At 34.0% G+C, this 23,057-nt stretch carries 28 protein-coding genes, 3 pseudogenes and 1 riboswitch; of the genes and pseudogenes, 29 read left to right on the top strand and 2 right to left on the bottom strand.

The window, feature by feature from the left end; genetic code table 11:
* Nucleotides 1–5 precede the first annotated feature (5 nt).
* The 4 genes from ACFQ18_RS12775 (at nucleotide 6) to ACFQ18_RS12760 (ending at nucleotide 3,133) form a co-directional block, all read left to right on the top strand.
* Nucleotides 6–776 carry a DUF6792 domain-containing protein gene (locus ACFQ18_RS12775; RefSeq protein WP_204798468.1) on the top strand — a complete coding sequence of 257 codons (771 nt, stop codon included), beginning with the start codon at nucleotides 6–8 and terminating at the stop codon, nucleotides 774–776.
* Nucleotides 777–896: 120 nt separating this feature from the next.
* A complete protein-coding gene (locus ACFQ18_RS12770; protein ID WP_204798467.1) occupies nucleotides 897–1,481 on the top strand; it encodes a hypothetical protein in 585 nt (194 codons plus the stop codon).
* A 362-nt stretch (nucleotides 1,482–1,843) separates the two neighbouring features.
* Nucleotides 1,844–2,281: a DUF7878 domain-containing protein gene (locus ACFQ18_RS12765; protein WP_204798466.1), complete on the top strand. Its 438-nt coding sequence runs from the start codon at nucleotides 1,844–1,846 to the stop codon at nucleotides 2,279–2,281.
* 378 nt (nucleotides 2,282–2,659) lie between these two features.
* Nucleotides 2,660–3,133, top strand: a complete 474-nt coding sequence (locus ACFQ18_RS12760; protein WP_204798465.1) for a hypothetical protein — start codon at nucleotides 2,660–2,662, stop codon at nucleotides 3,131–3,133.
* 344 nt (nucleotides 3,134–3,477) lie between these two features.
* Here the strand turns inward: ACFQ18_RS12760 and ACFQ18_RS12755 are convergent, their stop codons facing one another.
* Nucleotides 3,478–4,158, bottom strand: coding sequence for a response regulator transcription factor (locus ACFQ18_RS12755; RefSeq protein ID WP_204798464.1), 681 nt, complete (start codon nucleotides 4,156–4,158; stop codon nucleotides 3,478–3,480).
* Nucleotides 4,159–4,552: 394 nt separating this feature from the next.
* Between ACFQ18_RS12755 and ACFQ18_RS12750 the strand changes: the two genes are divergently transcribed.
* The 5 genes and pseudogenes from ACFQ18_RS12750 to ACFQ18_RS12730 form a co-directional block, all read left to right on the top strand.
* Nucleotides 4,553–5,389 (top strand): DUF1835 domain-containing protein, encoded by an 837-nt coding sequence (locus ACFQ18_RS12750; RefSeq protein ID WP_204798463.1) that lies wholly within the window; start codon nucleotides 4,553–4,555, stop codon nucleotides 5,387–5,389.
* A 217-nt stretch (nucleotides 5,390–5,606) separates the two neighbouring features.
* Nucleotides 5,607–5,786, top strand: a complete 180-nt coding sequence (locus ACFQ18_RS12745; RefSeq protein ID WP_204798462.1) for a hypothetical protein — start codon at nucleotides 5,607–5,609, stop codon at nucleotides 5,784–5,786.
* A 603-nt stretch (nucleotides 5,787–6,389) separates the two neighbouring features.
* Complete coding sequence (locus ACFQ18_RS12740; protein WP_379566518.1) at nucleotides 6,390–6,605, top strand: YfzA family protein; 216 nt, start codon at nucleotides 6,390–6,392, stop codon at nucleotides 6,603–6,605.
* Between the two features lie 76 nt (nucleotides 6,606–6,681).
* Nucleotides 6,682–6,966, top strand: a complete 285-nt coding sequence (locus tag ACFQ18_RS12735) for a YfzA family protein (RefSeq protein WP_204798461.1) — start codon at nucleotides 6,682–6,684, stop codon at nucleotides 6,964–6,966.
* Between the two features lie 41 nt (nucleotides 6,967–7,007).
* Nucleotides 7,008–7,192 (top strand): annotated as a pseudogene (locus tag ACFQ18_RS12730) (FtsW/RodA/SpoVE family cell cycle protein); the annotation flags it as partial.
* A gap of 383 nt (nucleotides 7,193–7,575) precedes the next feature.
* Here the strand turns inward: ACFQ18_RS12730 and ACFQ18_RS12725 are convergent.
* Entirely contained in the window at nucleotides 7,576–8,244 is a 669-nt protein-coding gene (locus ACFQ18_RS12725) for a DNA alkylation repair protein (protein WP_060668746.1), read from the bottom strand.
* A gap of 276 nt (nucleotides 8,245–8,520) precedes the next feature.
* Here ACFQ18_RS12725 and ACFQ18_RS12720 point away from each other — a divergent pair.
* The 20 genes and pseudogenes from ACFQ18_RS12720 to ACFQ18_RS12625 form a co-directional block, all read left to right on the top strand.
* Nucleotides 8,521–8,724: pseudogene (locus ACFQ18_RS12720) on the top strand (ABC-F type ribosomal protection protein); the annotation flags it as partial.
* 143 nt (nucleotides 8,725–8,867) lie between these two features.
* Nucleotides 8,868–9,611 (top strand): annotated as a pseudogene (locus ACFQ18_RS12715) (MerR family transcriptional regulator).
* Between the two features lie 311 nt (nucleotides 9,612–9,922).
* Nucleotides 9,923–10,519, top strand: coding sequence for a hypothetical protein (locus tag ACFQ18_RS12710; RefSeq protein WP_379566489.1), 597 nt, complete (start codon nucleotides 9,923–9,925; stop codon nucleotides 10,517–10,519).
* 731 nt (nucleotides 10,520–11,250) lie between these two features.
* Complete coding sequence (locus tag ACFQ18_RS12705) at nucleotides 11,251–11,880, top strand: CPBP family intramembrane glutamic endopeptidase (protein ID WP_060668747.1); 630 nt, start codon at nucleotides 11,251–11,253, stop codon at nucleotides 11,878–11,880.
* 313 nt (nucleotides 11,881–12,193) lie between these two features.
* The gene (locus ACFQ18_RS12700; protein WP_047184046.1) at nucleotides 12,194–12,655 is read left to right on the top strand and encodes a LytTR family DNA-binding domain-containing protein; all 462 of its coding nucleotides are present in this window, start codon (nucleotides 12,194–12,196) and stop codon (nucleotides 12,653–12,655) included.
* Nucleotides 12,645–13,070, top strand: coding sequence for a DUF3021 domain-containing protein (locus ACFQ18_RS12695; protein ID WP_060668748.1), 426 nt, complete (start codon nucleotides 12,645–12,647; stop codon nucleotides 13,068–13,070). The genes ACFQ18_RS12700 and ACFQ18_RS12695 overlap by 11 nt, the downstream gene beginning before the upstream one ends.
* Nucleotides 13,071–13,527: 457 nt before the next feature.
* Nucleotides 13,528–13,710 carry a hypothetical protein gene (locus ACFQ18_RS12690; RefSeq protein WP_047184044.1) on the top strand — a complete coding sequence of 61 codons (183 nt, stop codon included), beginning with the start codon at nucleotides 13,528–13,530 and terminating at the stop codon, nucleotides 13,708–13,710.
* 107 nt (nucleotides 13,711–13,817) lie between these two features.
* Nucleotides 13,818–14,045, top strand: coding sequence for a DUF3923 family protein (locus tag ACFQ18_RS12685; RefSeq protein WP_047184043.1), 228 nt, complete (start codon nucleotides 13,818–13,820; stop codon nucleotides 14,043–14,045).
* Nucleotides 14,046–14,276: 231 nt separating this feature from the next.
* A riboswitch (PreQ1 riboswitch) is annotated at nucleotides 14,277–14,323 on the top strand.
* A 235-nt stretch (nucleotides 14,324–14,558) separates the two neighbouring features.
* A complete protein-coding gene (locus ACFQ18_RS12680) occupies nucleotides 14,559–14,993 on the top strand; it encodes a 6-pyruvoyl trahydropterin synthase family protein (protein WP_204798460.1) in 435 nt (144 codons plus the stop codon).
* Nucleotides 14,987–15,715: a 7-carboxy-7-deazaguanine synthase QueE gene (gene queE, locus ACFQ18_RS12675; RefSeq protein WP_257455672.1), complete on the top strand. Its 729-nt coding sequence runs from the start codon at nucleotides 14,987–14,989 to the stop codon at nucleotides 15,713–15,715. Before ACFQ18_RS12680 ends, queE begins: the two co-directional genes overlap by 7 nt.
* A 98-nt stretch (nucleotides 15,716–15,813) precedes the next feature.
* Nucleotides 15,814–16,590 (top strand): hypothetical protein, encoded by a 777-nt coding sequence (locus tag ACFQ18_RS12670; protein WP_060668749.1) that lies wholly within the window; start codon nucleotides 15,814–15,816, stop codon nucleotides 16,588–16,590.
* A 59-nt stretch (nucleotides 16,591–16,649) separates the two neighbouring features.
* Nucleotides 16,650–16,907, top strand: coding sequence for a hypothetical protein (locus tag ACFQ18_RS12665; RefSeq protein WP_047184038.1), 258 nt, complete (start codon nucleotides 16,650–16,652; stop codon nucleotides 16,905–16,907).
* Between the two features lie 60 nt (nucleotides 16,908–16,967).
* Entirely contained in the window at nucleotides 16,968–17,171 is a 204-nt protein-coding gene (locus ACFQ18_RS12660; RefSeq protein WP_204798459.1) for a hypothetical protein, read from the top strand.
* A 48-nt stretch (nucleotides 17,172–17,219) separates the two neighbouring features.
* Nucleotides 17,220–17,441: a hypothetical protein gene (locus ACFQ18_RS12655; protein ID WP_047184037.1), complete on the top strand. Its 222-nt coding sequence runs from the start codon at nucleotides 17,220–17,222 to the stop codon at nucleotides 17,439–17,441.
* 571 nt (nucleotides 17,442–18,012) lie between these two features.
* On the top strand, nucleotides 18,013–18,591 hold the full coding sequence (locus tag ACFQ18_RS12650) for a hypothetical protein (protein ID WP_204798458.1): 579 nt from the start codon (nucleotides 18,013–18,015) through the stop codon (nucleotides 18,589–18,591).
* Between the two features lie 40 nt (nucleotides 18,592–18,631).
* Nucleotides 18,632–19,321 (top strand): response regulator transcription factor, encoded by a 690-nt coding sequence (locus ACFQ18_RS12645; RefSeq protein WP_047184035.1) that lies wholly within the window; start codon nucleotides 18,632–18,634, stop codon nucleotides 19,319–19,321.
* A gap of 83 nt (nucleotides 19,322–19,404) precedes the next feature.
* A complete protein-coding gene (locus tag ACFQ18_RS12640; protein ID WP_204798457.1) occupies nucleotides 19,405–20,325 on the top strand; it encodes an ATP-binding cassette domain-containing protein in 921 nt (306 codons plus the stop codon).
* Nucleotides 20,322–21,089 (top strand): ABC transporter permease, encoded by a 768-nt coding sequence (locus ACFQ18_RS12635; protein ID WP_047184033.1) that lies wholly within the window; start codon nucleotides 20,322–20,324, stop codon nucleotides 21,087–21,089. Before ACFQ18_RS12640 ends, ACFQ18_RS12635 begins: the two co-directional genes overlap by 4 nt.
* Nucleotides 21,090–21,113: 24 nt before the next feature.
* Entirely contained in the window at nucleotides 21,114–22,025 is a 912-nt protein-coding gene (locus ACFQ18_RS12630) for a sensor histidine kinase (RefSeq protein ID WP_047184032.1), read from the top strand.
* A gap of 145 nt (nucleotides 22,026–22,170) precedes the next feature.
* Nucleotides 22,171–23,057, top strand: an 887-nt coding sequence (locus tag ACFQ18_RS12625; RefSeq protein ID WP_379566482.1) for a PEP/pyruvate-binding domain-containing protein, incomplete at its 3' end; no start/stop codon positions are given.

Raw genomic sequence — 23,057 nt, 5'->3', positions numbered from 1 at the left:
ATGCAATGGCGAAGGGCATACTTAATCAAGAGCTGATAGCTTTGCGACTTACAAACGAAGAATACAAAAATATGACTGCAGAAGAATTAGAGTCAACAGTACGGCAAGTGTACTTAGAAGAAACAGGATCACTGTTAGATGCGGATATTGAAATTTTCCACTCTTCCGAAACTGGAGATAGCTTGATAAATCAAACTGGATATAATGGCACAGCTATATATGTTGATGCCGGCAGACAAGAGGAAATGTATGTTATTTATCAAGGAACTACCAATGGCCCAGACTGGTCTTTTAACGGAAAAGGTCCACTGGCAGGTGAATCAATTGATCAACCATTAGCAACAGACTTATTTGTTGAACAGGCAAAGACAGAACTTGCTGCAGACAATGATACAAAGATAATTTCATGGGGGCATTCATTGGGGCATCATAATAACGAACAAGCTTATTTGGGATATGACACATTTGATGAAGTCTATGGAATGAATGGTGCTCAAGTGAACGCCTATCAGCTTTACGATATGAACCGTGATTTCAGGAATGCAATTAAAAACGAATTTAATATTAGTAATAAGGAAGATCTTCGAGAAGCGGTACCAGTTGAAGATTTTGAAGTCTTTACAGAAGAATTCTTTAAAGACAAAGCTAATGGTATTCATCAGATTGTTTCAGCAGATGACCCGCTAAATGGGTTGACCCCTTTTGTTCCAGGGATGGTAGAATTGGGGCAGATTGAAGTTGTTGACACCAACCCCGATGTCTCGGGAATTAAATAGTTAGCAAAAGACATTCCTCCTGAAGTTATAAAGGATGTACAGGACTTAGCTTTAATTTATGCAAAAGCAGATAATGCGGGTGGCACAAAAGAGGTCGCTAATCAGCTCTTTGGGGTGAATATGGACTATCTAAAAGATGTAAACAGCTTCGGGAGTTTCTTGAGTTGGTACACGTTTAATCAAGGAGAATTTGATGAAACGGTGAAAGCTCTAAATAAGAGTGTCCCGCCCTTACTGGATAAAGTAAGAGTCGTTTTGGATAACAAGGACTTGATTTTCGGACGGTTACAAGAAGCGGGTTATATATCCCTAAAAGAAAAAGATACGATGATTGAAGAACTGGAACTTATAGAGTCTCACCTTTCAACGATAGAAGATGGATTGAATACTAATTCCAGTTTGTCTGGCGTTCAATTTTTGCAAGATATCTCTACGGTTGCATTTGGCGGAAGCCTGGTATGGATAAAGTCATCGCTAACGTCATCAATAGAGCGCATGAAAGATAGCGGTTTTTTTGAGAGTCTAAATAAAATAGTAGCCAGCCAAAGCATTCCGGAACTACTTGCTGATATGTCGGGAGGCAATAAAGGCTATTTCGGTACATATATGGTCTACACAGCAACTAAAGGAGATCCTATCAACGTCAACATCTCCGCAGCACTCCGCATGTATAGAGAGACCCTCCCCATCCTAGAAGATACATAAATGCCATTTGCTCATTTATGGAAGAAATGGGCTTAAATAGGATATATGTAAGAGCCCTGGAGGAATGGTCTGACGAGGTTAAACATCAAAGTGCTAGTGAATTCTATCAAAGACTTGGGTTGGCAAAGCCATAACGGATCAGGAAGCCCAAGAGTTAGCTAGGTTGACATTACGAGAGATGATTTGGTGCAAATTAGGCTTTAAAGACCAATTCTTTGTTCATTTTGGATACGATTACTATATATATTGGGGCAAGTAGAGAATGTTCGGAAGCGATAGATGCTGTCACTAGATCTGGGTTATACGTTGAAGAGTTTGACTCTTCTTACCTATCTACACGATGACGAATGAGGGATTTGAATATGTTAAAGCTAAAATTTGAATTAGATACAACGAATTTTATCGAGACAAAACTAATAAAAAAAAGAGACGGTAAGTTATTAGTTGATATACAAGGTAGATTAGAAGTATTCGTGAATGATCAGTGTTTCTTTTTAGAACCTTCTCTTGCCTTGCTTGAGTTTGGAATTGCTTTAAAGAAATGGAAGCGAGATAAGGATTTTTATTACTATACAATGGAACACGATGAAAGAGAAGGTCCTATTTTAGCATTCATTAAAGAAGGGGAAAATCACTGGACAATATTTTCAATTTGGCAACTGTATGAATCTAGGGAGCTACTACCTTTTGATAGAATTATTGATGCAGTAGATTTATTTCTGATCGAATTAGATAGAGAATTACTAAATAATTATGGATTTAATATAGATGATTTTATAAAAAGCAAGTGGATATTTTAATGTTAAGGGTGAGGCAGGAGGAAATATTTGGAATAACGTTATTATTTAGGGAGAGATGTTAAGCTAACGGAGCATAATTGGGAGGGCTAGCTATATTAAAGAACATAACCCATGTCTTTAAGACAGCTTGAGAAACCTTATACTTAAACTGGGGCAATTGTTTAAGAAGGAAATCGCTTTTATCATTATTATGGCAGGGTTGCTGAACAAGCAGCAGTCGCTAATTTTTTATCTAGGCTGTTTAGTAAAAGAATCCAGATTGGTCTTTGTTCGGCAATCGGGCCTTTTTATGAATTAAGGATTGTTTAAGGTACATTTCATAAATTCCCTATAACTGGGGTAAATTAACTCCTAAAGATAGTAAGGGAGGTAATTAGTATGAAAAAAGTGAAACCATTTTTGATTTTAATGACGGTTCTTTCTTGGTTTTCACTTGCTTTTGCGGGCAAGAAATCCATTAAACGATATCTTCCCGTATCTCTTCTTATGGCTATTGTAGTGACCTTGGTTCAATTTATAGCGAAAAAGAGAAAGTGGTGGCTGTGGTATGGAAAAAGACAACCTTCCGTTTTGGCGTCATTTCCTTTTACATGGGGTTCATTCTTTGCCAGTTCTTTATGGATTATGAAATATACTTACGGCAATTTTAAAAGATATATTAGGTTGAATTTAATCTGGCATTTAGCTTTTACGTACGTTGGTGAACCTATCCTTAAAAGGTTTGGTATTGCATCATTGGTGCGTATGAAAAAAATCCAGTTAATATATGTTTTAATGATATTAGCACTTACTTTATATGGATTTCAATTTGTTAAAGAGAGTAAATTAGAAAAAAGAAATGTACTTAACTAAAATTGAATAATTCATTAAAGGTAAATTTAAGCAAAAATAGTTAAAACAAGTTCTTTCACAATAGGATCAGATTGTTTACAATTTTTTTGCAAAGGTTTATTTTTAGGTTAAAAAAGGGGATTAATCTGTAGTTATCTCATTCTTCACCGTGCTAAAAATAAAAGGTTCCTACCTGCTAAAATAGTTGGTATATTACGTTTATTCTACTAAAATTTAACAAAATTTTCAAGCCGGATCCAATATTAGGGTTGTTGGCCTCCTTCGCTAAAATTTCCTAATACATATATTCTACCTTAGGTGGCTTTAATTTCTCTTAAACAAAACATAAAGAAATCATAAAGAAATTAAACTAGCATGAAGCCTATTCCCCAAACTGTTTTTATATACTCATCTGAAGTGACTTCGGCAATTTTTCTTCGAAGATTGGAGACATGAACACTAATGGTATTGTCATCTCCTAAATAGGTACCTTTCCAAATTCTTTCATAAATTTCTCTTTTGGAAAACGCACGTTCTGGATAACTTATAAAAATAGATAGAATATCAAATTCTGCATTTGTTAGCTTTAACTCGTTTTCTGCTAATGAAACAGATCTTCTTTCTGAATTGATTTTAAGTTCACGCCATACTTTCTCCGCCATTCGTGATGAATGAGTTCTTGATTTTCGCAATTGAACTTCAACTCTTTCTAAAACCTCTTCTTTATTAAAAGGCTTCGTTATATAATCGTCCGCCCCCATTTTCAATACTTGTACTTTGTTTTCCATGTCAATCTTGGCTGAAATCACAATAATTGGTATAGAATTATCCACCCTGATCTGTTCTATTAATTCTTCCCCACTTTTGCCTGGTAACATCAAGTCTAATAAAATTAAATCGAACGTGTTATTTTGTAACTGTAACAGCCCTTCTGTACCAGAATAAGCTACGACCGAATCCATGCCTACTTTTGTTAAAATTACGCTTAATAGTTTACTAATTTCTTGATCATCTTCAATTATTAAAATTCTTTTACCTTCATTCATAACCATCACCCATTTTTGAAAAACATTTATATTAATTATAACTAATTATAGTTTGTTTTGGTTGACCAAATATCATAGCTAGAAAACGCATTGAGCGAAAATTTAGGGGGAGAAAATAAATTAATGGAATTGGGCTATTAAGATAGTACATTTGGAAAAAGGAGTTAAAATTGGGGATCATTCTTATTTCTTTATATTTTTTTCTATTATAATAGCTGGGAGGAGAAGAGGGGGATTATGTGGAGGAAATATCGTATTACTATTTTTTAACATTAGACAAGAAAACGGAAATAGGTAGTGGATGAATAAGAGCTGTAAATTTATTGATTATCTCTATAGTATTTGGAAGAAAAAAATAAAGAAATAAGTCACACAAACGGAGGAGTAAAAAAAGATGATACATATTCTATCCAGTGCATCAGCTTCGAGTAGTTTGCAATTTGCTTTAAAAAAGATGGGTCTTGATAAAAAGGAAAGGGTAATTTCCTTTTATGATATATTCTCAATAGGACCAGTCTGGAGATTAACTGAAGAGATTGGCGTAAAATCAAGAGATGAGTGGATGAAACAATCCATGAGCGATAAGTTTTTTGAATACAATGGTTACAGGGAACACTTCGAAATGGTAATGAATCAAATCAACCTTATACCTGAAGGCGAGCATGTGACCATTTGGGTTTCCGATAACGCTAATGAACAAACAGGGATGCGGTATATTGTATATCTTTTAAAGGAGAAAAACATTGATATCACGTTGATTAATACGACAGAAGCGTATAAAGAACTTTTTCAGGTAAAAAAGGTAAAATACAAGGTACTTCATACAGGTGAAATACCTCCCGAAAAATTACAATTTATTTATGAACAGGATTTTGGTCAGTTTTCAACATTATTTACAGATCATGATCGAGAGGAGTTAGAAAGGGAATGGCTTTCTCTTGGTGAAAGTCATGAAACGTTAAGAATATGGCGGAATGGAAGGATTCAAAGTATCACTGAAGATTACTATGATGATTTTATTGTAATAAAGGCAAAAAGGCTGTGTGGTAAACAAAATAAATTTATACATGTAGCTAGAGTAATTGGAGAAGTGATAGGGCATTTAGATCAATATATAGGGGATGCTTTTATCGAATATCGAATAAGGAAGTTGATTGATGCTGGGGTATTTGAACTAGAGGGTAATCTGAAGTCAAAATATTTTTATAGTTTGAGGTTAAAAAGAAATTAAAGTGACAGGTATTATATGGTTGATGAAGTCAATTCAATAATTGTGAAAGAGAAGAGCTGTTTATTAATAGGGGATATTATTACAAAAAGGTTTTAGGAGGATACATTGGTACTGTGAAAACGGATAAAGAGGCATATGGCAAGTTACAGAAATGGGTTGATGAAGTTTTTTATCCCTGTCGAAATAAAGAAGAACATACATCATATGAGGAAACACAATGAAAATGTTGACTTTACGGAATATAATTTGGTGTAAATTAGGCTATAAAAATCAATTCTTTGTCCATTTTGGATATGATTACTATATGTATATTGGGGCAAGCAGACAATGCACGAAAGCGATAAATGCTGTAACAAGATCTGGTTTATTCGTTGAAAAGTTTGATACTCCTTATTAAAGGGTTTATTTACAGACGAAAAATAAGGAAAAACAAATGTGAACTTTTCTAACTATATCTTGAATAATTAGTATTTCAATGGTTGGACTAAGGATAGTAGTGAGTGGTAATAATCCAATATCTAACTGAACAGTCTAGATTGTTGAGCTAAACTTTCGGAAAGGAGTTAAGATATTTGATTCTCTTTGCAGATATTTTACAAGCAATAGCAAATGTACTATTTGTTTTTATTGGAGTTTTCTATATACGTCACTTGGACAAAGTTAAAAGGCAGAGGAAACTTTCGTCTTTCGAATCTACAATGTATATAATCACTCTAATCGCATTTAGCTTTCTTGTAGTCAGTGTAATACTTTTAAGATTTGCTGGTTAATCAAGTTATTTATTCATTACAGCAAATCAGCTATTTTAATAACTTTTCTTATTATTGGGATTGTCTTAATATAAAAAAACAAGGTCTTATGAAATTTTAAGAATATATATTCCTTTTCATTTTAACATAGGTGCGTGCTAAAGAAGATTACTTGACTAATAAATAAAGCCCTAAACCATTGTTGAAAAGAACTTGGGGTATCTTCTAAAGGTGTATTTTTATTGTAACAAATAATCTTTATTACACTTGAAGCAACAGGGTGGATACCTAAATATAGGGATATTGATGGAACGTTATTTGGAAGAATTGTTGAATCCCCAATGTTCAGTGAGTGGTTTACTTTTTATGAGACACAACATTTCAATTTACTAACTGTCTTTTTTGGCATCTGTTTTCTTGTGCCTGAAATAATAAGGGCTATAAGGAATGTTTTTGTATCAAAGTAGTCACGATCATAAATCTACTAAATTGGGATACTGAATTTAAATTAATTTCGTAAATTATAAAAGGTGGGATGTACGTATGTCCGATAAACGAAAAGCAATAAGATGGATTGCCCCTCTAGGGATATTTCTTGGTTTGAACTTGATTATGCTCCTCTTTGATAGTACATCGTGGACACTTAATTTTCGAGAGGGAGCATTTATTGAAAGACTGATGAATTCTAAATTCTTTTCGGAATGGTTCACTCCTTATAGTACACCGGAGTTTAATGTACTAACCGTACTTTTTGTGATAATTTTTCTTCCGGAGACTCTTATCAAATTAATCGAATTCATTAAAGCCAGAAGACAAATTTCCAATTAACTAGATTAGACTTTTTATGTGATTATGAAGAAGTACTTAAATTATTTGCCGTCCCTACTACTTGGAACATCTTGATGGGATTTGAGATCGTGCCAATCATGAAGTTTCCCTTCTGTTTATTAGTTATGGAGGAAGTGCGATCGTCTTTTATGCTGCTGTTTTAGGGCTAATATTAAATGTGTATCGAAGAAAGGATATTGTAGAACCCACGATAGCAGATTTTTAAGTAACGAATCATTAGTAATGAGGACTCTAAATTAGATTCCAAAACTCCGACGACATCAGAAATGTTACTCAAGATTAAATGTGTTGTCCATGCAAAAAGACGCTTTCTTATGAAAGAAAAGCGCCCGATTGTGGAAAACCCTTTTTTATTGAATAGTATCGTTTACTGCGCAACTGGAAAGTTGTTCTTATTAAAAATAAGTGCCCTACAGATCAAAAAGAGATAGTGAGTTAATCCTTTACATCTTCCTTGTATATTTCACTAACTAGCTGCCAAAACGCGTTGTTTTCTTTATTTTCGGTCCAAGCCTATTACAATTTTCATATTGAGGCTTGGAATTCTTTATTTTTTGAATTAAACTCTATTAAGTTTTTCAGAGGTAACTACTTATTATGTCGTTTGTTAACTTCAATCGTAATGAACTCCGGCAAATAGCTGGGAGTGCATCCTTTTGCTACTATTTCATCTTTGTAAAGACCCGTTTTCTCACCAAGTTTAATACAACGTTCGCGATTCTCTTCATCATAAACGCCTATCCAGCCTGCTGTGAAATTCATAGCCCATTGAACTTCCGGTTCCTCCTGCGTAATATTAGCTTCTAATGCAGATAGCAAGTCTGCGGTGTTATCAGGCGGTGTTTGTCCAGTCCATCTCAATCGTCCTTGGTAATACCAGAAAGCTCGCCTTTGAAGAGCAGAAGGACTATTTTCCCATGACTCCATCAATGCAATTTTTTTCTTGTCTTTCGTGAGCTGATTAGCCATTAACCAATCCATTAATTTATTTCGCTCATCAAAAGTGTGAGTCTGCATATCCTTATCAAGCTTATTTAGCACATCTTGTGAAAGAAGTTTTTTGTCCATAATTAAGATTGCTAATAGTCTGGGCAAAAACTCTTCGGTTGACCAAAGTTCCATAGCTAGTTCGTGATCTTTTTTAATTTCCTTCGCGATTTTTCGTAAGTCGCCTAGCTTAGTTTTACTATTGATCTGAGGGAGAATGTTTTCTACTTTTGAAGAGCGTTTTATTTCTGTACCTTTATTTTCATTCATTTTATACAACCCCTTTATTAAAGCACTGTTTCATAATATGTCCCTTGACAGGATATACCAAGAACTTAATTCCGGTATAAGTCTCATTGCAGTGGTGTGCCTCCAAAGTTCTATGTGTAAAATAGTTCCCGGGAATTTGAAACAAAATTCTAGAAAAAAAGAAAAGGCGCTCTATCATAAATGTATGCTTAGCCGGCAAATACATTAGAAAGAGGCCTTTTCATGAATACAATTATATCAAAAATTAGCGAATTATTAAAGGATACAAATGAATTTATATTGTGTCAGCTATTCTTAGGAAGATATAATGTGCTAGTTTTGGACGAGCCAACAAACTTTTTGGATGTTTTCTGTATTGAAGCATTGGAACGATTTTTAAAAGGATATGAAGGAACTGTTCTCCTTGTATCGCATGATCGCACTTTTATTGAAAGAGTGGCTGATTGTGTTTATGTTATGAAAGATAAAAAGCTAATGTAATAATGAGGAGCAGGGGAAACTTCTTTTATACTTTTTTCTCCTTGTTTTATTTTTTATCCCCCTGTTAATTTAAAATACCACTTGAACCTCCAGTTACTGGATGTTTTATAATGAATTTATACCTTCGGATGGGAGGAATTTTGATGGAAAGACATAATATGTTTTCCATTGGGGAATTTTCAAGAAAGACAGGAATATCGATCCGAAATTTACGTTACTATGATGAGATAGGTCTCTTAGTACCAGAGAAGCACCCTACATCAGGGCATCGTATGTATAACGATAAAGACGTTTTAACCCTGCAAAAGATTCTCAGTTTAAAATTTCTAGGATACAGCTTGGATAAAATCACTGATTTGAATGAAACATTATCTCTCCACTTAAAAGCCTTAGAAGAGCAAAAAAAAACTGATAGAAAAATCAATGAATACGATAAAAAGGGTTATCCATTTACTAAAAGAAGAAGGAGAAGTGGATAGCACTTTATTATTTAGCCTTATTTTGGGTTTACCAACTGAAGATTTACAAAAGGATTGGTTGGAGCGCCATAAATTAACGGATGTTGTGGAAGAGTTGTCAAAGAAATCAGTTGAAGAGAGCATGAATTTAGATAAAACCTTTGTAGAAATGTCTAAAAAAGTAAAACAATTGTATGGTAAACCAATTAAAGACCCAGAAGTACAAGAAATGGTTGAATCGTATATAGAAGAAACTCTTTCATTTCTTGGTGAGGATGTAATGCAAAAGTTAGCCAATGTAAACGTGGAAAAACAGGGTCTACAAGAACTCGAAGAAATGACTCCTTCCCCCTTTACTGAAGATGAGCAGAAATGACTCAGGCTATTGATTATTATATGGTGCAGTCCGAAATGGGAAATATGCAATAGAAGTACAAGGTACCACGGTAACTATTTAGGGGGTGTTTTTAATAAAAAAATACTATTTATCCATTTTGCTCGTGATATTGGTAAGTTTTATGGGAGGGAGTTACTTTATTTTAAGATTAAATAATATTAGTAATGTTATCGTCATTTTAGTAACGTTGACATTACTAATTTTACCTCCAATAAGCATCCATTGGTTACTGATACGACCGAGGTCAATGCCAAAATTATTGGTATATCTTTCATTTATTATTTGTTTAGGAATCTCTTATTTGATAATCCCTCATTCGCACAAGGGATTTTTTAATCAAATATTGATTTGGATTCTACCCATCCTGGAAATAACTATCGTAATTGCAGTTTTCTATAGTATCATTAAAAGCATTATTCGCTATAGGGCAAGTAGTAAAACTAAAGGAAAAGACTTACTTGAAATAACGAGAATGTCACTTGAGCCCAAATTGGGAGATGGGTTTGTTTTAGGTGCAATTTTATCAGAACTAAGCGTCTTCTATTACTCAATTATAGGATGGTTTAAAGAGTCAACTGTGAACAATAATGAAAGGGTTTATTCCTATCATAAGACTTCACAGGTAAACATTATTATAGTCGTATTTTCGATCCTAATAATATTGGAAGGAATATTATTCCACTTTCTTATCCTGTTATGGAGTGATGTTGCCGCATGGGTTTTTACGATCCTAAATATTTACGCCTTGCTTTATATGATAGGGCTATATAATTCTGTGAGATTTTTACCTCATGTTGTTTCTTTTGACCAACTTATCATTCGCTTTGGATATCAAAGCAGTATTAAATTGGATATCAGGAATATAGACTGTATTAAAAAAGCTAAAGATAAAGGTGGAATTGGGGGAAAGGCACCTAAAGAAACATACATGCCATGTTGAATATGGATTCTCCACAGTATGAAATCTTTTTAAAAGAACCTGCTCTAATGGAAAGCTCATATGGGAGAAAAAAATATGTTAAAACTGTTATATTCAGGGCAGATAATCCAGCAAAAATGATTGAGGAGATAAAATCTAATATGAAGTTATTAAGTAATGAGTAAATAATTATACACCTGTCAAAATCCTCTTCCCCTCCCCCTGCTTTATAGTTGGTATCCAAACTAGAAAGAAGCTGGGGAGAAATGGTGACTGTATTTAACTTAATTCGAAACTACACCAATTAAGGCTGAATCAATAGTGGTTCAGTCTTTTACTTTTCCAAATAATCCTTCAATCTTTTATCCAACACGGATTCAATCGAATTTTGTTTTCTTATCTTCTCACTTCTAAGTACGTGCATTATTATTGTGATGTCATTCATCAAACCTGACGTGTTATACATTTTGTAACTACAAGAAAGGTATTATTTGCCATAATCAAGTAAGAAAGCGAGAGGGCCAAATATATTTAATAGTTGTAGAACAACAATTATTGCCTGGGTTTAGAATACATTTTTAGAGTAGGATATTTTATTAAACTTCCATTAATAGCATGATAGAAACGGATTGAATGTGAATTGTTTTAATTTAGGTATCTAATGAAATTGTTAGTGGCATGGGTACATACGCTTATAAAGAATATGTTAAAACTCTGGAATATAGTTAATTAGCAATACAGGAGGTGTTGATATGTATAATCGTAAAGATGAAATTATCACAGGTTTAGTGTTGGGCAGTTTATCTATTGCTTTAACTGGAAGTATTATCTTTTGGTATTTTGGAGATCCACAAAAATTTATCGAGCATAGATTAGGTGTTAATGCAGAAGCATTTAATAACCCTATTGTTTGGATATTAACAATTATAATTGCATTTGGATATATTATGTACACGGTTAAAGTAATCCCATTTGTACGTGATCATTTATTTACATTTTCATGGCTTAAAGTGATTGGTGTTTGGGCTGTATTCGTTTCTAGCATTGTAGAAGAGATTTTGTTTAGGCAAGTATTGATGGATTGGCTAATGGGTTTAGATTATTCAATACTTATACAAGTATTAGTTTCGGCTTTTATCTTTGGATTAGCACATGGGGCATGGGTATTTCTTGGAGGAGAGTTGAGAATAGCACTTCCAGTGATACTCTCCACTACAATTCTTGGTGGTTTACTAGCTATTCTGTACATTATAGCTGATCGTAATATACTTGCACCAATTGTAGCTCATATATTGATAAACTTATTCATTGAACCTTGGCTTATACTTTCAGCAGTTACGAGGAAATGGGATAACAATATAAAAGAAAATGAAGATAATTAACCATGCCGATCGTGATTACTTTTTGAAAGCCCTTATAGCAAATTTTGTTTTATACAAGTCTATCGAAAAAACAAAAGGAAATCTAAAGATATTGCCTGCTCATTTACAAGAAATCGTATTTAAGTTACCTTATGGATGACAATGAGTATTGTTATTTGTATGTAGCGATTAGTATTGTAACTTATGTGGGATTTGACCTTGTTTCTTATTATTTATAAGTTTTCAAGGATTTTAAGATTTGGTCTGGCGGTTAATAGAAGTTATTGTATGTTACCACGTTTCTAAAGAAAAAGGATAGTTTGGGGGCATGATGATGAAGGTGAACATCGAAATTGACGATAAGCATGCAGAACCATCCATAACCATTCAGACAAATGAATGGTCCGATGAACTGGAAGAAATAGTTGCAATTATTAAACGGAAAAATCGAAAGCGTATACTTGGGATTGAGTCAGATCAAACGGTACTACTTGACCCCAATCAGGTAGAATTTGTATATGCTGAAAAAAGAAAAATTCTTGCATGCATTGGTAAACGGAATATTGAAGTAAGGATGAAGCTCTATGAAATAGAAGATGTTTTAGCTCCTTATGGCTTTATGCGTTTTTCAAAATCAGTCATCGGCAATCTTAATCATATTGAACGTTTTGAGTTATCATTTAATGGAAATCTCTGTGTTTATTTTCATTCTGGAAATAAAGAGTTTATTACACGAAAATATGTGAAATCAATCAAAGATAGATTGGTTATGGGAGGGCAGTCAGATGATTGTTGAAGCAGTTAAAAGAAGTATGATGGGGATAGCTCTAGGTGGTATTTTTACATTTATTGCCCTTACTGTTGTAATGTTTACCAGCACGGACGCTGCTATCTCACAAATATGGATTTATATGCTCTGTTCTTTTATTCTTGGTATTTATTTTGGATTGGCCTCGTTTTTGTTTGAGGATAATGGCTGGAGTTACCTGAAAAAAACCGCTATTCATTTCTGCTTGTCGATAGCTGTTTACTTTACAATCGCCTTGTTTATTGCTGACTGGATTCCATTTAGCTTAGCAGCAATTTTAATAAGTTTTCTGGTTTTTATATTTGTTTATGCTGTTTTTTGGATGGGGTATTATCTATATTACAAAAAGGTGGAAGCATCGTTGAACGCTAGTTTGAAGAAGAAAAATGATATATTCAAGTGAGTAGAATCCATATACTATATTGGGTAAATTCAATAAATGAGTAGCTTTTTCAACAGCATATTTTTGGCATATGACTCTATTCATTAGTTATTGAACTGATGAAATTCTTTTCCCTATGTTAAAAAAGTTTGAAACACCTGCTTTAAAGTCTGGTATCTAGAGTGGAAAGAAGAGGGTGGAGAAAGAGTTAGATTGTGGTGCAAGTAATAGTGATTCTGATGGGTGGTTACTGTAGTGAAATTTTGGAAAGGTACGAATTAATTGAAAGAGCAATAGAAACTTTTCATGAAATTTTTACGAAGATTGAAGAAAACAGTGGTGTATCTGTGATATACACTATGCCTAAAAAATAAGTGTCAAATTGTTCAATTAAAAAGGTCATTCCTTAATGAAACTTTTATTTTTCTAATCCGTACATAAGGTTATGTGATTATTGTAAATGATGGAGGTGTCAAATGTGTCTAAAGAAGTTATTTTCATCTTAGTTATAGCATCTATGGCTATATGGATTACGGTTTCTCGAGAGGCTGTAAAACCTTCAAAAAAGATAAACTGGCGAAAAATGATAACATTACTGTCTGCTGGATCTTTATCTGCATTAGTTATAACCATTACACTTTTTCAAAGCTTGCTGTTTTAGTTCTGTTTCCGGGTACGTTATTTCAAAAAAGTGGCGATGATTTTTTAGTAATTGGCAGTATAGTTAAATGAAATTTATTTCGGTTGGAGAATGGAGAGAGAAATAAGGTGAAAAAACGATGGTATTTCTGGTGGATTGGTAACATATTTTGGATTATCATTTTTGTAATTGGATTAGCTATTATTTGGTTAAGAGAGGTCGATGGTGCTGGGGTTACTCAAACACCTGAGCTTAAATTATTGGCATTTATAGTCTTATTGATTGCGTTTATAATACCAACGATTATTCAAGGTGTGTGGCTAATTGTTAATTTGAGAATTAGCAGTAGTAAATAAACAAATACGATGTTATTATATAGGGCAGTTTTCTTCAATAACTGAAGCATTTTTTCTATGAAAGCAAGTTTAATAAAGGAAGAACAAGTAGTCTTCAGCTTTTTACCCGTATTATGTTCTCTTCTTTTGGAAACGTTTATATTCATTTTTTATGTTGACATATATTCTTTAATCTAAAACAAAAGATATGGTAAAGTAATATTGTAAGTGAATAATAGAATCTGCGTATTGGCAGGAGAGGTTCGAAATTCCATCCCTCTATAAAAAACTAAGGAGCTAGGACAGCACCTTCTTTAGTGTTGTCTTTTTTGTCTAGCTCCAGCGCCCAGCGACTAGCGAGACTTCCCTCACCTCCGTACGATAAGTCAACATCGACTCACTCCGTTCGTCGTGTTTCCTTTATCTCCTACGGCTCAGTCCAGTCCGTACGTCGCTAAACGGGCGCTTACGCTTTTCTTTATTGGATGGATACAAGCTCCCAAAGATACAAAATAAACGAAGGAGTGATGATTCATGATGCAACAGATTTATCCGGTTACAGAACATCCCTATGCATATGAACTAAATAAAGATTTTCAATTTGCTGCAGCTCATTATGTACCACATGAGGATGCTGGGAAATGTCAAAATATGCATGGGCACACCTATTTTACCAATATCACCATTGCTGGAAACGAACTTGATCACACAGTTTTTTTAGTTAATTTTAAAAAAATAAAAGACTTAATTCACAAGAGATTTGATCATCATGTGATGAATGAAGACACCAAATTCTCCGACCAAGACGCTGAATACTTTCCGACAACAGAAGTGGTTGCCCGGACTATCTATGAAATCATTCAGGAATACCTAAACACCCTACAGAATAAGCCAACTTGTGTTCAGGTATATTTAAGGGAAACGCCTACGAGCTATTGTATTTACCGACCAAAGGAGAAAACATTATGAGAAAAATACCTGTACTTGAAATATTTGGCCCAACTATTCAAGGGGAGGGAATGGTCATTGGCCAAAAAACAATGTTTGTCAGAACGGCCGGCTGTGATTATTCCTGTTCCTGGTGTGATTCGAAATTCACCTGGGACGGTTCAGAAAAGGAATCGATTCAAATGATGGAACCGCAGGAAATAGTGGAAGCATTATATGAAAAGGGAGGCGGACGATTTCAACATGTTACCATCTCTGGAGGAAATCCAGGATTATTGGCTCAATTGAATGCATTGGTAGATTTACTTCATGAAAATCAGGTGAAGGTTGCATTGGAAACACAAGGTAGCAGATGGCAGGAATGGTTTACAAAGATAGATGATCTAACGATTTCGCCTAAGCCGCCAAGCTCTGGAATGACTACAAATTTTGAAACATTGGATTTTATCATCCGTTCATTAAAGGAAAAACAACAGGGGGATTTCAGTTTAAAGGTAGTCGTCTTTGGGAAAAAAGATTTGCAATATGCCATCAACATACACAAAAGGTATCCTGATGTAAAATTGTTTTTGCAAGTGGGTAATGATGATTTAGAAACGGGAGAACAGGAGAAGTTGTTAGCCTATCTGCTTGAAAAATACGAACGATTGGTTGATCTTGTAATGAATAGTTCAGAATTGAACGATGTTCGGGTATTGCCGCAACTTCACACCTATTTATGGGGAAATAAACGTGGTGTTTGATATAAAAACTTTAACCTTACTCTTCCAAAGTAGTGGGTTCAAGCATTTTGTCTAAAGGAATGTGTTCGGTGAGATTCTTTTATTGGAGTTGAACATATTTGGGAAAACATTTTATTAAGAATCGCTTATTAGAAAGGATTATAGGGGCGAGCTTTTCAATATCAATCTTTTTTATCGTCATAATTAGCAGTAGTGGATTTAATTTTTTTGAATTCCATGAACTGATTACAATACCGGCGATTTGGGCTTTATTTTTTGGCTACGGAATAATTAGTTCCATTTTCATAGATGTTATTGGGAAATTCATACCCAATTTTACAGGTAAACAAATTTTGCTTTATTTTTTGATTGGATATCCCCTTTTCTTGGTTTTGATGCCAATAGAATACGCGTTAATCGCTGGAACAATTGGTGGCTTTTTCTCTCTTCTCTTTTTATTTGGTAAAGAAAAGTTAAAGCCTTTAAAGTGGTATAGCTGGATTGTAATTGTTATACCGCTTGTTTGTTTGGTGATGATTCCTATGGATCATACAAGTAAAGTCGGGTGGAATGAAGTGACAGGAGATACATTTGTAGAGGTGGAATACGAATATTTTAATGGGGAGCACTTGATACCTATTCATGGAGAACAAGGTGAACGAATTTACTTTGACGTAGAACATCATTTTAAAAATGGAAATAGCTATGGCATGTCTCTTTATGATGAAAATGGCGATTATGCAGGAATGAATGAAGAAAATGACGATGTATCAAGCGTGGATTTTAAAAAAACAGCAACAAAATATATTGTTGTTCAAGCTATTAATGGGGAACAAGGACAATTTCGGGTGAGGTGGTGGAAGGAAGGGGAGACAGTGCCTGATTGGGCTAAGTGACTTTCAACTTATTGCCGATCTATTTGATGTCTATAGAAAATAGGAAAAGGGGAAATAAAATGATACCGATTATTTTATCTATAATACTAATACTAGTACTGATTTTTTCCATAATTCTTGTGGTCCGAAAAAGAAAAAGGGCTGGTATAACAGGGATAAAAAGTGCTTTAACTCCAATTTGTTTTTATATTATTGGTATTACAAACCTTTTAGCCTATTGGTTTAACTTTATGGGAATATTGAATTGGTCTATTTCTATGATTTTGCTAATTTTAGGTGCTTATTTTACAAAATATATGCCGGTTTCTGAAAAATGACTAGTTCAATTATAAAATGTTGATTTTATTTAATTGAAATGAAATGGGATGGGATTAAACATGACGAAGAAATATACCACATTTGGAAAGGTAATTTATTGGTTAGGTTTTCTATTTTTTATATCAGGATTATTCTTTTTTAGTGAGAGTGGTGTGTTGGCAGAAGATATTCCAGAAACCTTCTATCCTTTTGCATTACCATCAACCATAATAGGGATTATTCTACTCCTTATTTCTAATTTCTTTAAAAAAAGGAACGTTTAGTTGTTTCGAATTTAATTTGTATATAAAAATATTCAGGGGGGAGATAATTTGAAGAAGGTTCTAGTATTAATACTTTGCTATATTATTCTTTTCGCGACTTTAGCTGCGTGCCAAAAAGAATATACTGAAGAATACATAGAGTGGGGAGAAAAGACAAATGGCAATGTTGCTGAACTGTTAGAAAATAATGATATACCATATGAGATAAGAGATGGAATCATATATATACCGGAAGATGCTTTTGATAAAGCTATTTATTGTTGTGCTTAGTAGAAAATTGTAATTTAACAGATGCGGTTGCCGGACAAGGAGGATGCTGTGCGTAAGGAAGTCGCTTACCGTGTTAAAGGGGGGGTTATTAAAAGAAAGTAACGAGACATTATCGTTACTCTCTTTCCCATCAAAAAGATTTGTTGTAGAATCATAGTCTAATTTTTCACTTAATTGAGTGTATATTCGTATTGTTTCGCTCTTTCGTGTCCAAGTGTGTAGACAATACTCATTCTATGAGGCGAAATACTTTTCTTTGTTACCTCAATAAATGTAAGGGCATATGTTAAAATATTAGATGTTTATCCTTGTAGCGTTATGCATTCCTTCCATTCCTTCCAATCCTTCCCCAATAAGGTTTTTAACATTTTATCAAATCATCCTTTATTCTATTCCTTTATAATCCCACTGTATATACATCAAGGTATTCCCTACGTTCTCTAATATCCCCTACATGACTATTCTAAAAAACTTAAGGTTTTCTTAAGGAATCTATTAAGGTCTTCTTATGTTTTGGTATGTAAATTGAACATATCAATTATTTCTATGGTAACAGACAAGGGGAATGATTATGACAGAGAGAAAGGTGTATATTCTTTTAACGGATACTGGTACATTTTTTACAAAGTTGATAAAGCTATATACAAAGAAACCTTATAACCATGCATCAATATCTTTTGACTCTGAATTATCAGAAGTATATAGTTTTGGAAGAAAAAAGGTTTGCAACCCATTCAATGGGGGGTTTGTAAAAGAAGATGTGAGACAAGGTATATTTAAAGAAGCAGATTGTGCGGTTTATTCCCTTACAGTTACAGAAATTCAAATGCAAAACATGAAGCGTTATATACAGGAGATCGAAGGACATAAGGAATACTATCGCTATAACTTTTTAGGTTTATTCGGGTTTATATGTAAAAACCCAATAGAAAGAGAAAAAGCATTATTCTGTTCTCAGTTTGTTGCTTCAGTGCTAAAAGAATGTAACATCATTGATTTTGAAAAGCCACTATCACTAATAGCGCCAGATGAATTTCAAGAAGTAACTGAATTGCAACTGGTGTATAAAGGAAATTTAAGGGCTTATGCTAGTAAAGAGGAAGGGAATAAATTGCCTATTCCTGTTCAGTATATACCAGCCGAATTGTGATCCATCTTCTAATAAATTAAACGAAAAGGAAGAAGTTAAAGTGAATCAGACGATCAATATTTTAGTTGTTGAAGATGACAATGATATTAACCAATTATTATGCCGAATTGTAAAAAAGAGCCAGTATCATCCACAACCTGCTTATTCTGGTACAGAGGCTCTGATTTATTTAGATAAACAGAATTGGGACTTAATTTTACTTGATTTAATGCTTCCAGGTATGGCCGGTGAACAAATTCTTGAAAAAATAACAGAAAAAGGTTCGATTCCAGTTATTATTATTTCAGCAAAAAGTGAAAAGGAAACAAAAATTAATAGTTTAAGATCAGGTGCGGATGACTTTATTTCTAAACCTTTTGATGTTGATGAGGTATCTGCTCGCATTGATTCGCTCCTTCGTAGATATAGACGTACGAATGAAACTCCTAAACAAGTATTAACTCACAATGGTATTCATCTTGATTTGGAAACAAAGGCCGTTTATGTAGAAGGGGGAGAAATCACGTTAACCGTTCGAGAATACAAGATATTAAAGCTTCTAATGACTACACCTAAAAAAGTCTTTTCTAAATCTAATTTATTCGAAAGTGTATGGGACGAGCCTTTTCATGGGGATGACAACACGGTTAACGTTCACATGAGTAATTTGCGAAATAAGCTCTTAAAGGCAAATCCGAATAAAGAATATATAGAAACGATATGGGGGATGGGATATCGTATGAAAACTTAAGTTTTTCTTAAGATTTGTCTTAATCCTTTCTTAAGTTTTAGAGACCATACTGGACTGGTGAACAATTATGGAGGGATAAATTAATGGATGAATATATTCTAAGAACGAATAAGCTAACAAAAAAGTATACAAATGATTTTGCCCTTGAAAAGGTTAATATCTCCATTAAAAAAGGTGAAATTTACGGATTCATTGGTAAAAATGGTGCAGGTAAATCAACGATGCTACGTTTAATAACGGGGCTTGCCTTCCCAACAAGCGGTTCAATAGAGTTATTTGGAAATGATAATCGAAATGAGCTAATTAATGCACAAAAAAGAATGGGCGCCATTATCGAGAATCCTGCTCTTTTTCCGAATATGAGTGCCTATGAAAATTTAGAAGTCCATCGATTACAAAAAGGCATTCCTGGAAGTGTTTGTATCCAAGAAACATTGGAGCTTGTCGGACTTTCTAATACTGGAAAGAAAAAGGCAAAAAATTTTTCACTTGGAATGAAGCAAAGGCTTGGTCTTGCGATTGCCTTATTAAGCGATCCTGAATTCTTAATTCTTGATGAGCCAACAAATGGATTGGACCCAATGGGAATTGTTGAGTTGAGGGAATTAATAAAAAAGTTAAACCGTGAAAAGGGATTAACCGTTTTAATATCAAGCCATATATTAAGTGAACTCCATCTTCTCGCAACCAGTTTCGGAATCATTCATAAAGGTAAACTACTTGAAGAGCTTACTGCTAAAGAACTGGATGAAAAATGCAGACAACATTTAAGAATAAAGGTTGATGATCCGATAATGGGTGCAACCGTACTGGAACAGAATCTATCAACGACTGATTTTGAAGTGATGCAAGATGGTACATTAAAACTTTACAAGTATCTCGATGATGTACGTAACGTTTCACGTGCACTAACAAATCATGGTCTTGTTATCGAACATCTCTCGCAAAATGGTGATAGTCTTGAAAGTTATTTTTCAAAATTAGTAGGGGGCCATAAGGAATGACTAATCTTATTAGAGCCGAAATGTTCAAATTACAACGGAATAAGACATTTTGGGTTTTATTACTAACCATAATAGTATTAAGTACTTTGTTACATTACCTCATTATAATTGACTGGTGGCAAATTAATGAAACTTCATTTGATACTGCTGGATTAAGCGAATTAAATGCTTTATCAATCTTTACAGTCCCTCTATTTTTCAACTTAATTGTCAGCACACTCGCTGGATTTTTTATCTCAATCGAATTCTCACAAAGCGGTGTAATTAAAAATCAGGTAATAAGCGGTAATAAAAGATCAACTATTTTTATGGCAAAGTCTTTTATCTTTTCACTGGGCGCCATCGTTGTTACAATACTGATTCCATTAGTAACAGCTATCATTTTGGTCATCTTAACTGGACACGGAGATATAATAGATAGTTCTAATTTGATGTATTTAGGGAGAGCTTATGGGTTATTTACACTTCAATTTCTAGGTTATACTGCTATTATTATGTTATTATCCATTATTACGGATGATAGTGGAAAAACAATTATTATCTCTATTTTATTCACAATCGTGATGTATGCAGTTGAAAAACTTTCTAAGCCGCCGTTGATTGAGATGGTATATGAGAATTCTATCTTTCAGCAATTTAGCGAAGTATTTAAATACACCATGACAAAAGGTGAAATCATAAAGTCCATGCTTATTGGGGTAGTAACGATAATAATTGTTACTTTATGTGGAGTATTCTATTTTAATAGAAAAGAAATTAAATAATATATAGGTAAGCGGGTGGGAACCATGTTTTATGTAGTCATATTCATATTCTTAATAACAGTTTTTTTACTCACTCGCTTATTTGCTTTAAAAAAAGAAGTGAAAAACATAAGTAAGCAGTTAAAAATCTATAATGATCGAAAAACTAACAAAAAAATACATATGGCTCTTTTGGATAAAGATGTGGAAAGTCTAGGGTTGGAAATTAATAAACTTATTGATTTATACATGTCTGAGAATAGAAAGAGAGTCAGATTTGAAAGGGAACAGAAACAAGCAATTGCTAATATATCCCATGACTTGAGAACTCCATTAACTTCTATTTTAGGATATATTCAGATGGCTGAGGAAGATGATGTTACAGCTGCTGAGAGAAAAGAATTATTATCTATTGCAAACAAACGAGCAAAAAGGCTGGAGATGTTGTTAAAGGACTTTTTTGAGTTGAGTATTATCGAGTCTACAGATCATCAACTAAAGTCTGAACGAATCAATCTGAGGAGCATAACAATAGATGTCTTGATGAGTTTTTATGACCGTTTTTATGAGAGGAATATGGAACCCACCATTCACATACCTGAAAGCGATGTATTTATAATGGCTGATGAGTCAGCAGTTACGAGAGTCATTGAAAATCTAATTTCCAACGCCATTTCTCACTCAGATGGAAATATTATTATAAGTCTTGAGGAACGAGATTTTATGGTTGCACTAGTTGTAAAAAATGATGCACATTCCTTGACTGAACAGGATGTGGACTTCATGTTCGACCGGTTTTATAGGGCAGATCAATCACGTTCTGGCAAAAGTACTGGACTAGGCTTGTCGATTGTGAAGAGCTTTATGGAAAAAATGAATGGAACAATTATGGGACAGTTAAGTGATGGACAATTATCTATCGTTTGTGAATGGAATTCGGTGGTAATTAAAGATTAAAATGAACCGGTGAATCAGCTTATGTTGTGTTAAGTTAATCTTTCCCTAATTAAATTATAGCATATAAAAAATAGCAAATATAGACTATTTATTTTCATTCCCTACTGTTAGAATCAACAATACATTAATGGATAGGGGAGATTGGATGAGTTCTTTGGTTCTCGGTTTAAAGGAAATAGAAAATTCACAGCTTTTGCTTGTTGGAGGAAAGGCGTTAAATTTAGGGAAGTTATCCAAAATCCAGGGAATTCAGGTACCGGAAGGATTTTGTGTTACGTCAGAGGTTTATCAAAAAGTCCTCAAACATAACGTAGACTTCCACGCATTGTTGGATCAACTAAATCTAGTAAAAGCAGAGGAACGTGACAAAATTAGTGTCATCTGTCAGAGGATTCGACAAACTATTATGGAAGTAGAAATTCCTTCCGATGTTGTGAAAGCAGTTGACCATTATCTCTCCAGGTTTGGTGAGGAACAGGCTTATGCAGTGCGTTCTAGTGCAACTGCTGAAGATCTACCATATGCCTCTTTTGCTGGCCAACAAGACACCTATTTAAATATCATCGGTAAAAATGAAATTTTACAACATATCAGTAAATGCTGGGCTTCTCTATTTACTGATCGTGCAGTGATTTATCGTATGCAAAACGGATTTGACCACAGACAAGTATATTTATCTGTTATTGTTCAACGGATGGTGTTTCCACAGGCTTCAGGAATTTTATTCACTGCTGATCCGATTACCCATAACCGAAAGATACTATCAATCGATGCCAGTTTTGGACTTGGAGAAGCACTAGTCTCAGGTTTGGTCACTGCTGATTGTTATAAAGTTAAAGCAAATAGAATTATTGATAAGAGGATAGCAACTAAAGAATTAGCTACCTATGGACGAAAAGAAGGAGGAACGAAGACCGAGCAGATCGATCCGGATAAGCAAAGGTCTCAAACACTTTACACCTGCTTCTGTCAAGTAGACAGTACCAAAGTGTCTCAAAAAACTTTTCACAATACCTTTGTTTCCGATAGTTT

Source organism: Oceanobacillus caeni, from assembly GCF_042678465.1.
Lineage (GTDB): Bacteria > Bacillota > Bacilli > Bacillales > Amphibacillaceae > Oceanobacillus > Oceanobacillus caeni.
This window is presented reverse-complemented; position numbering and strand designations above follow the sequence as displayed.

What these genes read in the sequence shown, in the direction of transcription:
- ACFQ18_RS12775 (WP_204798468.1), top strand. Translation starts at nt 6, where the DNA reads ATGGCGAAGGGCATACTTAATCAAGAGCTGATAGCTTTGCGACTTACA.
- ACFQ18_RS12770 (WP_204798467.1), top strand. Translation starts at nt 897, where the DNA reads ATGGACTATCTAAAAGATGTAAACAGCTTCGGGAGTTTCTTGAGTTGG.
- ACFQ18_RS12765 (WP_204798466.1), top strand. Translation starts at nt 1,844, where the DNA reads ATGTTAAAGCTAAAATTTGAATTAGATACAACGAATTTTATCGAGACA.
- ACFQ18_RS12760 (WP_204798465.1), top strand. Translation starts at nt 2,660, where the DNA reads ATGAAAAAAGTGAAACCATTTTTGATTTTAATGACGGTTCTTTCTTGG.
- ACFQ18_RS12755 (WP_204798464.1), bottom strand. Translation starts at nt 4,158, where the DNA reads ATGAATGAAGGTAAAAGAATTTTAATAATTGAAGATGATCAAGAAATT.
- ACFQ18_RS12750 (WP_204798463.1), top strand. Translation starts at nt 4,553, where the DNA reads ATGATACATATTCTATCCAGTGCATCAGCTTCGAGTAGTTTGCAATTT.
- ACFQ18_RS12745 (WP_204798462.1), top strand. Translation starts at nt 5,607, where the DNA reads ATGAAAATGTTGACTTTACGGAATATAATTTGGTGTAAATTAGGCTAT.
- ACFQ18_RS12735 (WP_204798461.1), top strand. Translation starts at nt 6,682, where the DNA reads ATGTCCGATAAACGAAAAGCAATAAGATGGATTGCCCCTCTAGGGATA.
- ACFQ18_RS12725 (WP_060668746.1), bottom strand. Translation starts at nt 8,244, where the DNA reads ATGAATGAAAATAAAGGTACAGAAATAAAACGCTCTTCAAAAGTAGAA.
- ACFQ18_RS12705 (WP_060668747.1), top strand. Translation starts at nt 11,251, where the DNA reads ATGTATAATCGTAAAGATGAAATTATCACAGGTTTAGTGTTGGGCAGT.
- ACFQ18_RS12700 (WP_047184046.1), top strand. Translation starts at nt 12,194, where the DNA reads ATGAAGGTGAACATCGAAATTGACGATAAGCATGCAGAACCATCCATA.
- ACFQ18_RS12695 (WP_060668748.1), top strand. Translation starts at nt 12,645, where the DNA reads ATGATTGTTGAAGCAGTTAAAAGAAGTATGATGGGGATAGCTCTAGGT.
- ACFQ18_RS12680 (WP_204798460.1), top strand. Translation starts at nt 14,559, where the DNA reads ATGATGCAACAGATTTATCCGGTTACAGAACATCCCTATGCATATGAA.
- ACFQ18_RS12665 (WP_047184038.1), top strand. Translation starts at nt 16,650, where the DNA reads ATGATACCGATTATTTTATCTATAATACTAATACTAGTACTGATTTTT.
- ACFQ18_RS12660 (WP_204798459.1), top strand. Translation starts at nt 16,968, where the DNA reads ATGACGAAGAAATATACCACATTTGGAAAGGTAATTTATTGGTTAGGT.
- ACFQ18_RS12650 (WP_204798458.1), top strand. Translation starts at nt 18,013, where the DNA reads ATGACAGAGAGAAAGGTGTATATTCTTTTAACGGATACTGGTACATTT.
- ACFQ18_RS12640 (WP_204798457.1), top strand. Translation starts at nt 19,405, where the DNA reads ATGGATGAATATATTCTAAGAACGAATAAGCTAACAAAAAAGTATACA.
- ACFQ18_RS12635 (WP_047184033.1), top strand. Translation starts at nt 20,322, where the DNA reads ATGACTAATCTTATTAGAGCCGAAATGTTCAAATTACAACGGAATAAG.
- ACFQ18_RS12630 (WP_047184032.1), top strand. Translation starts at nt 21,114, where the DNA reads ATGTTTTATGTAGTCATATTCATATTCTTAATAACAGTTTTTTTACTC.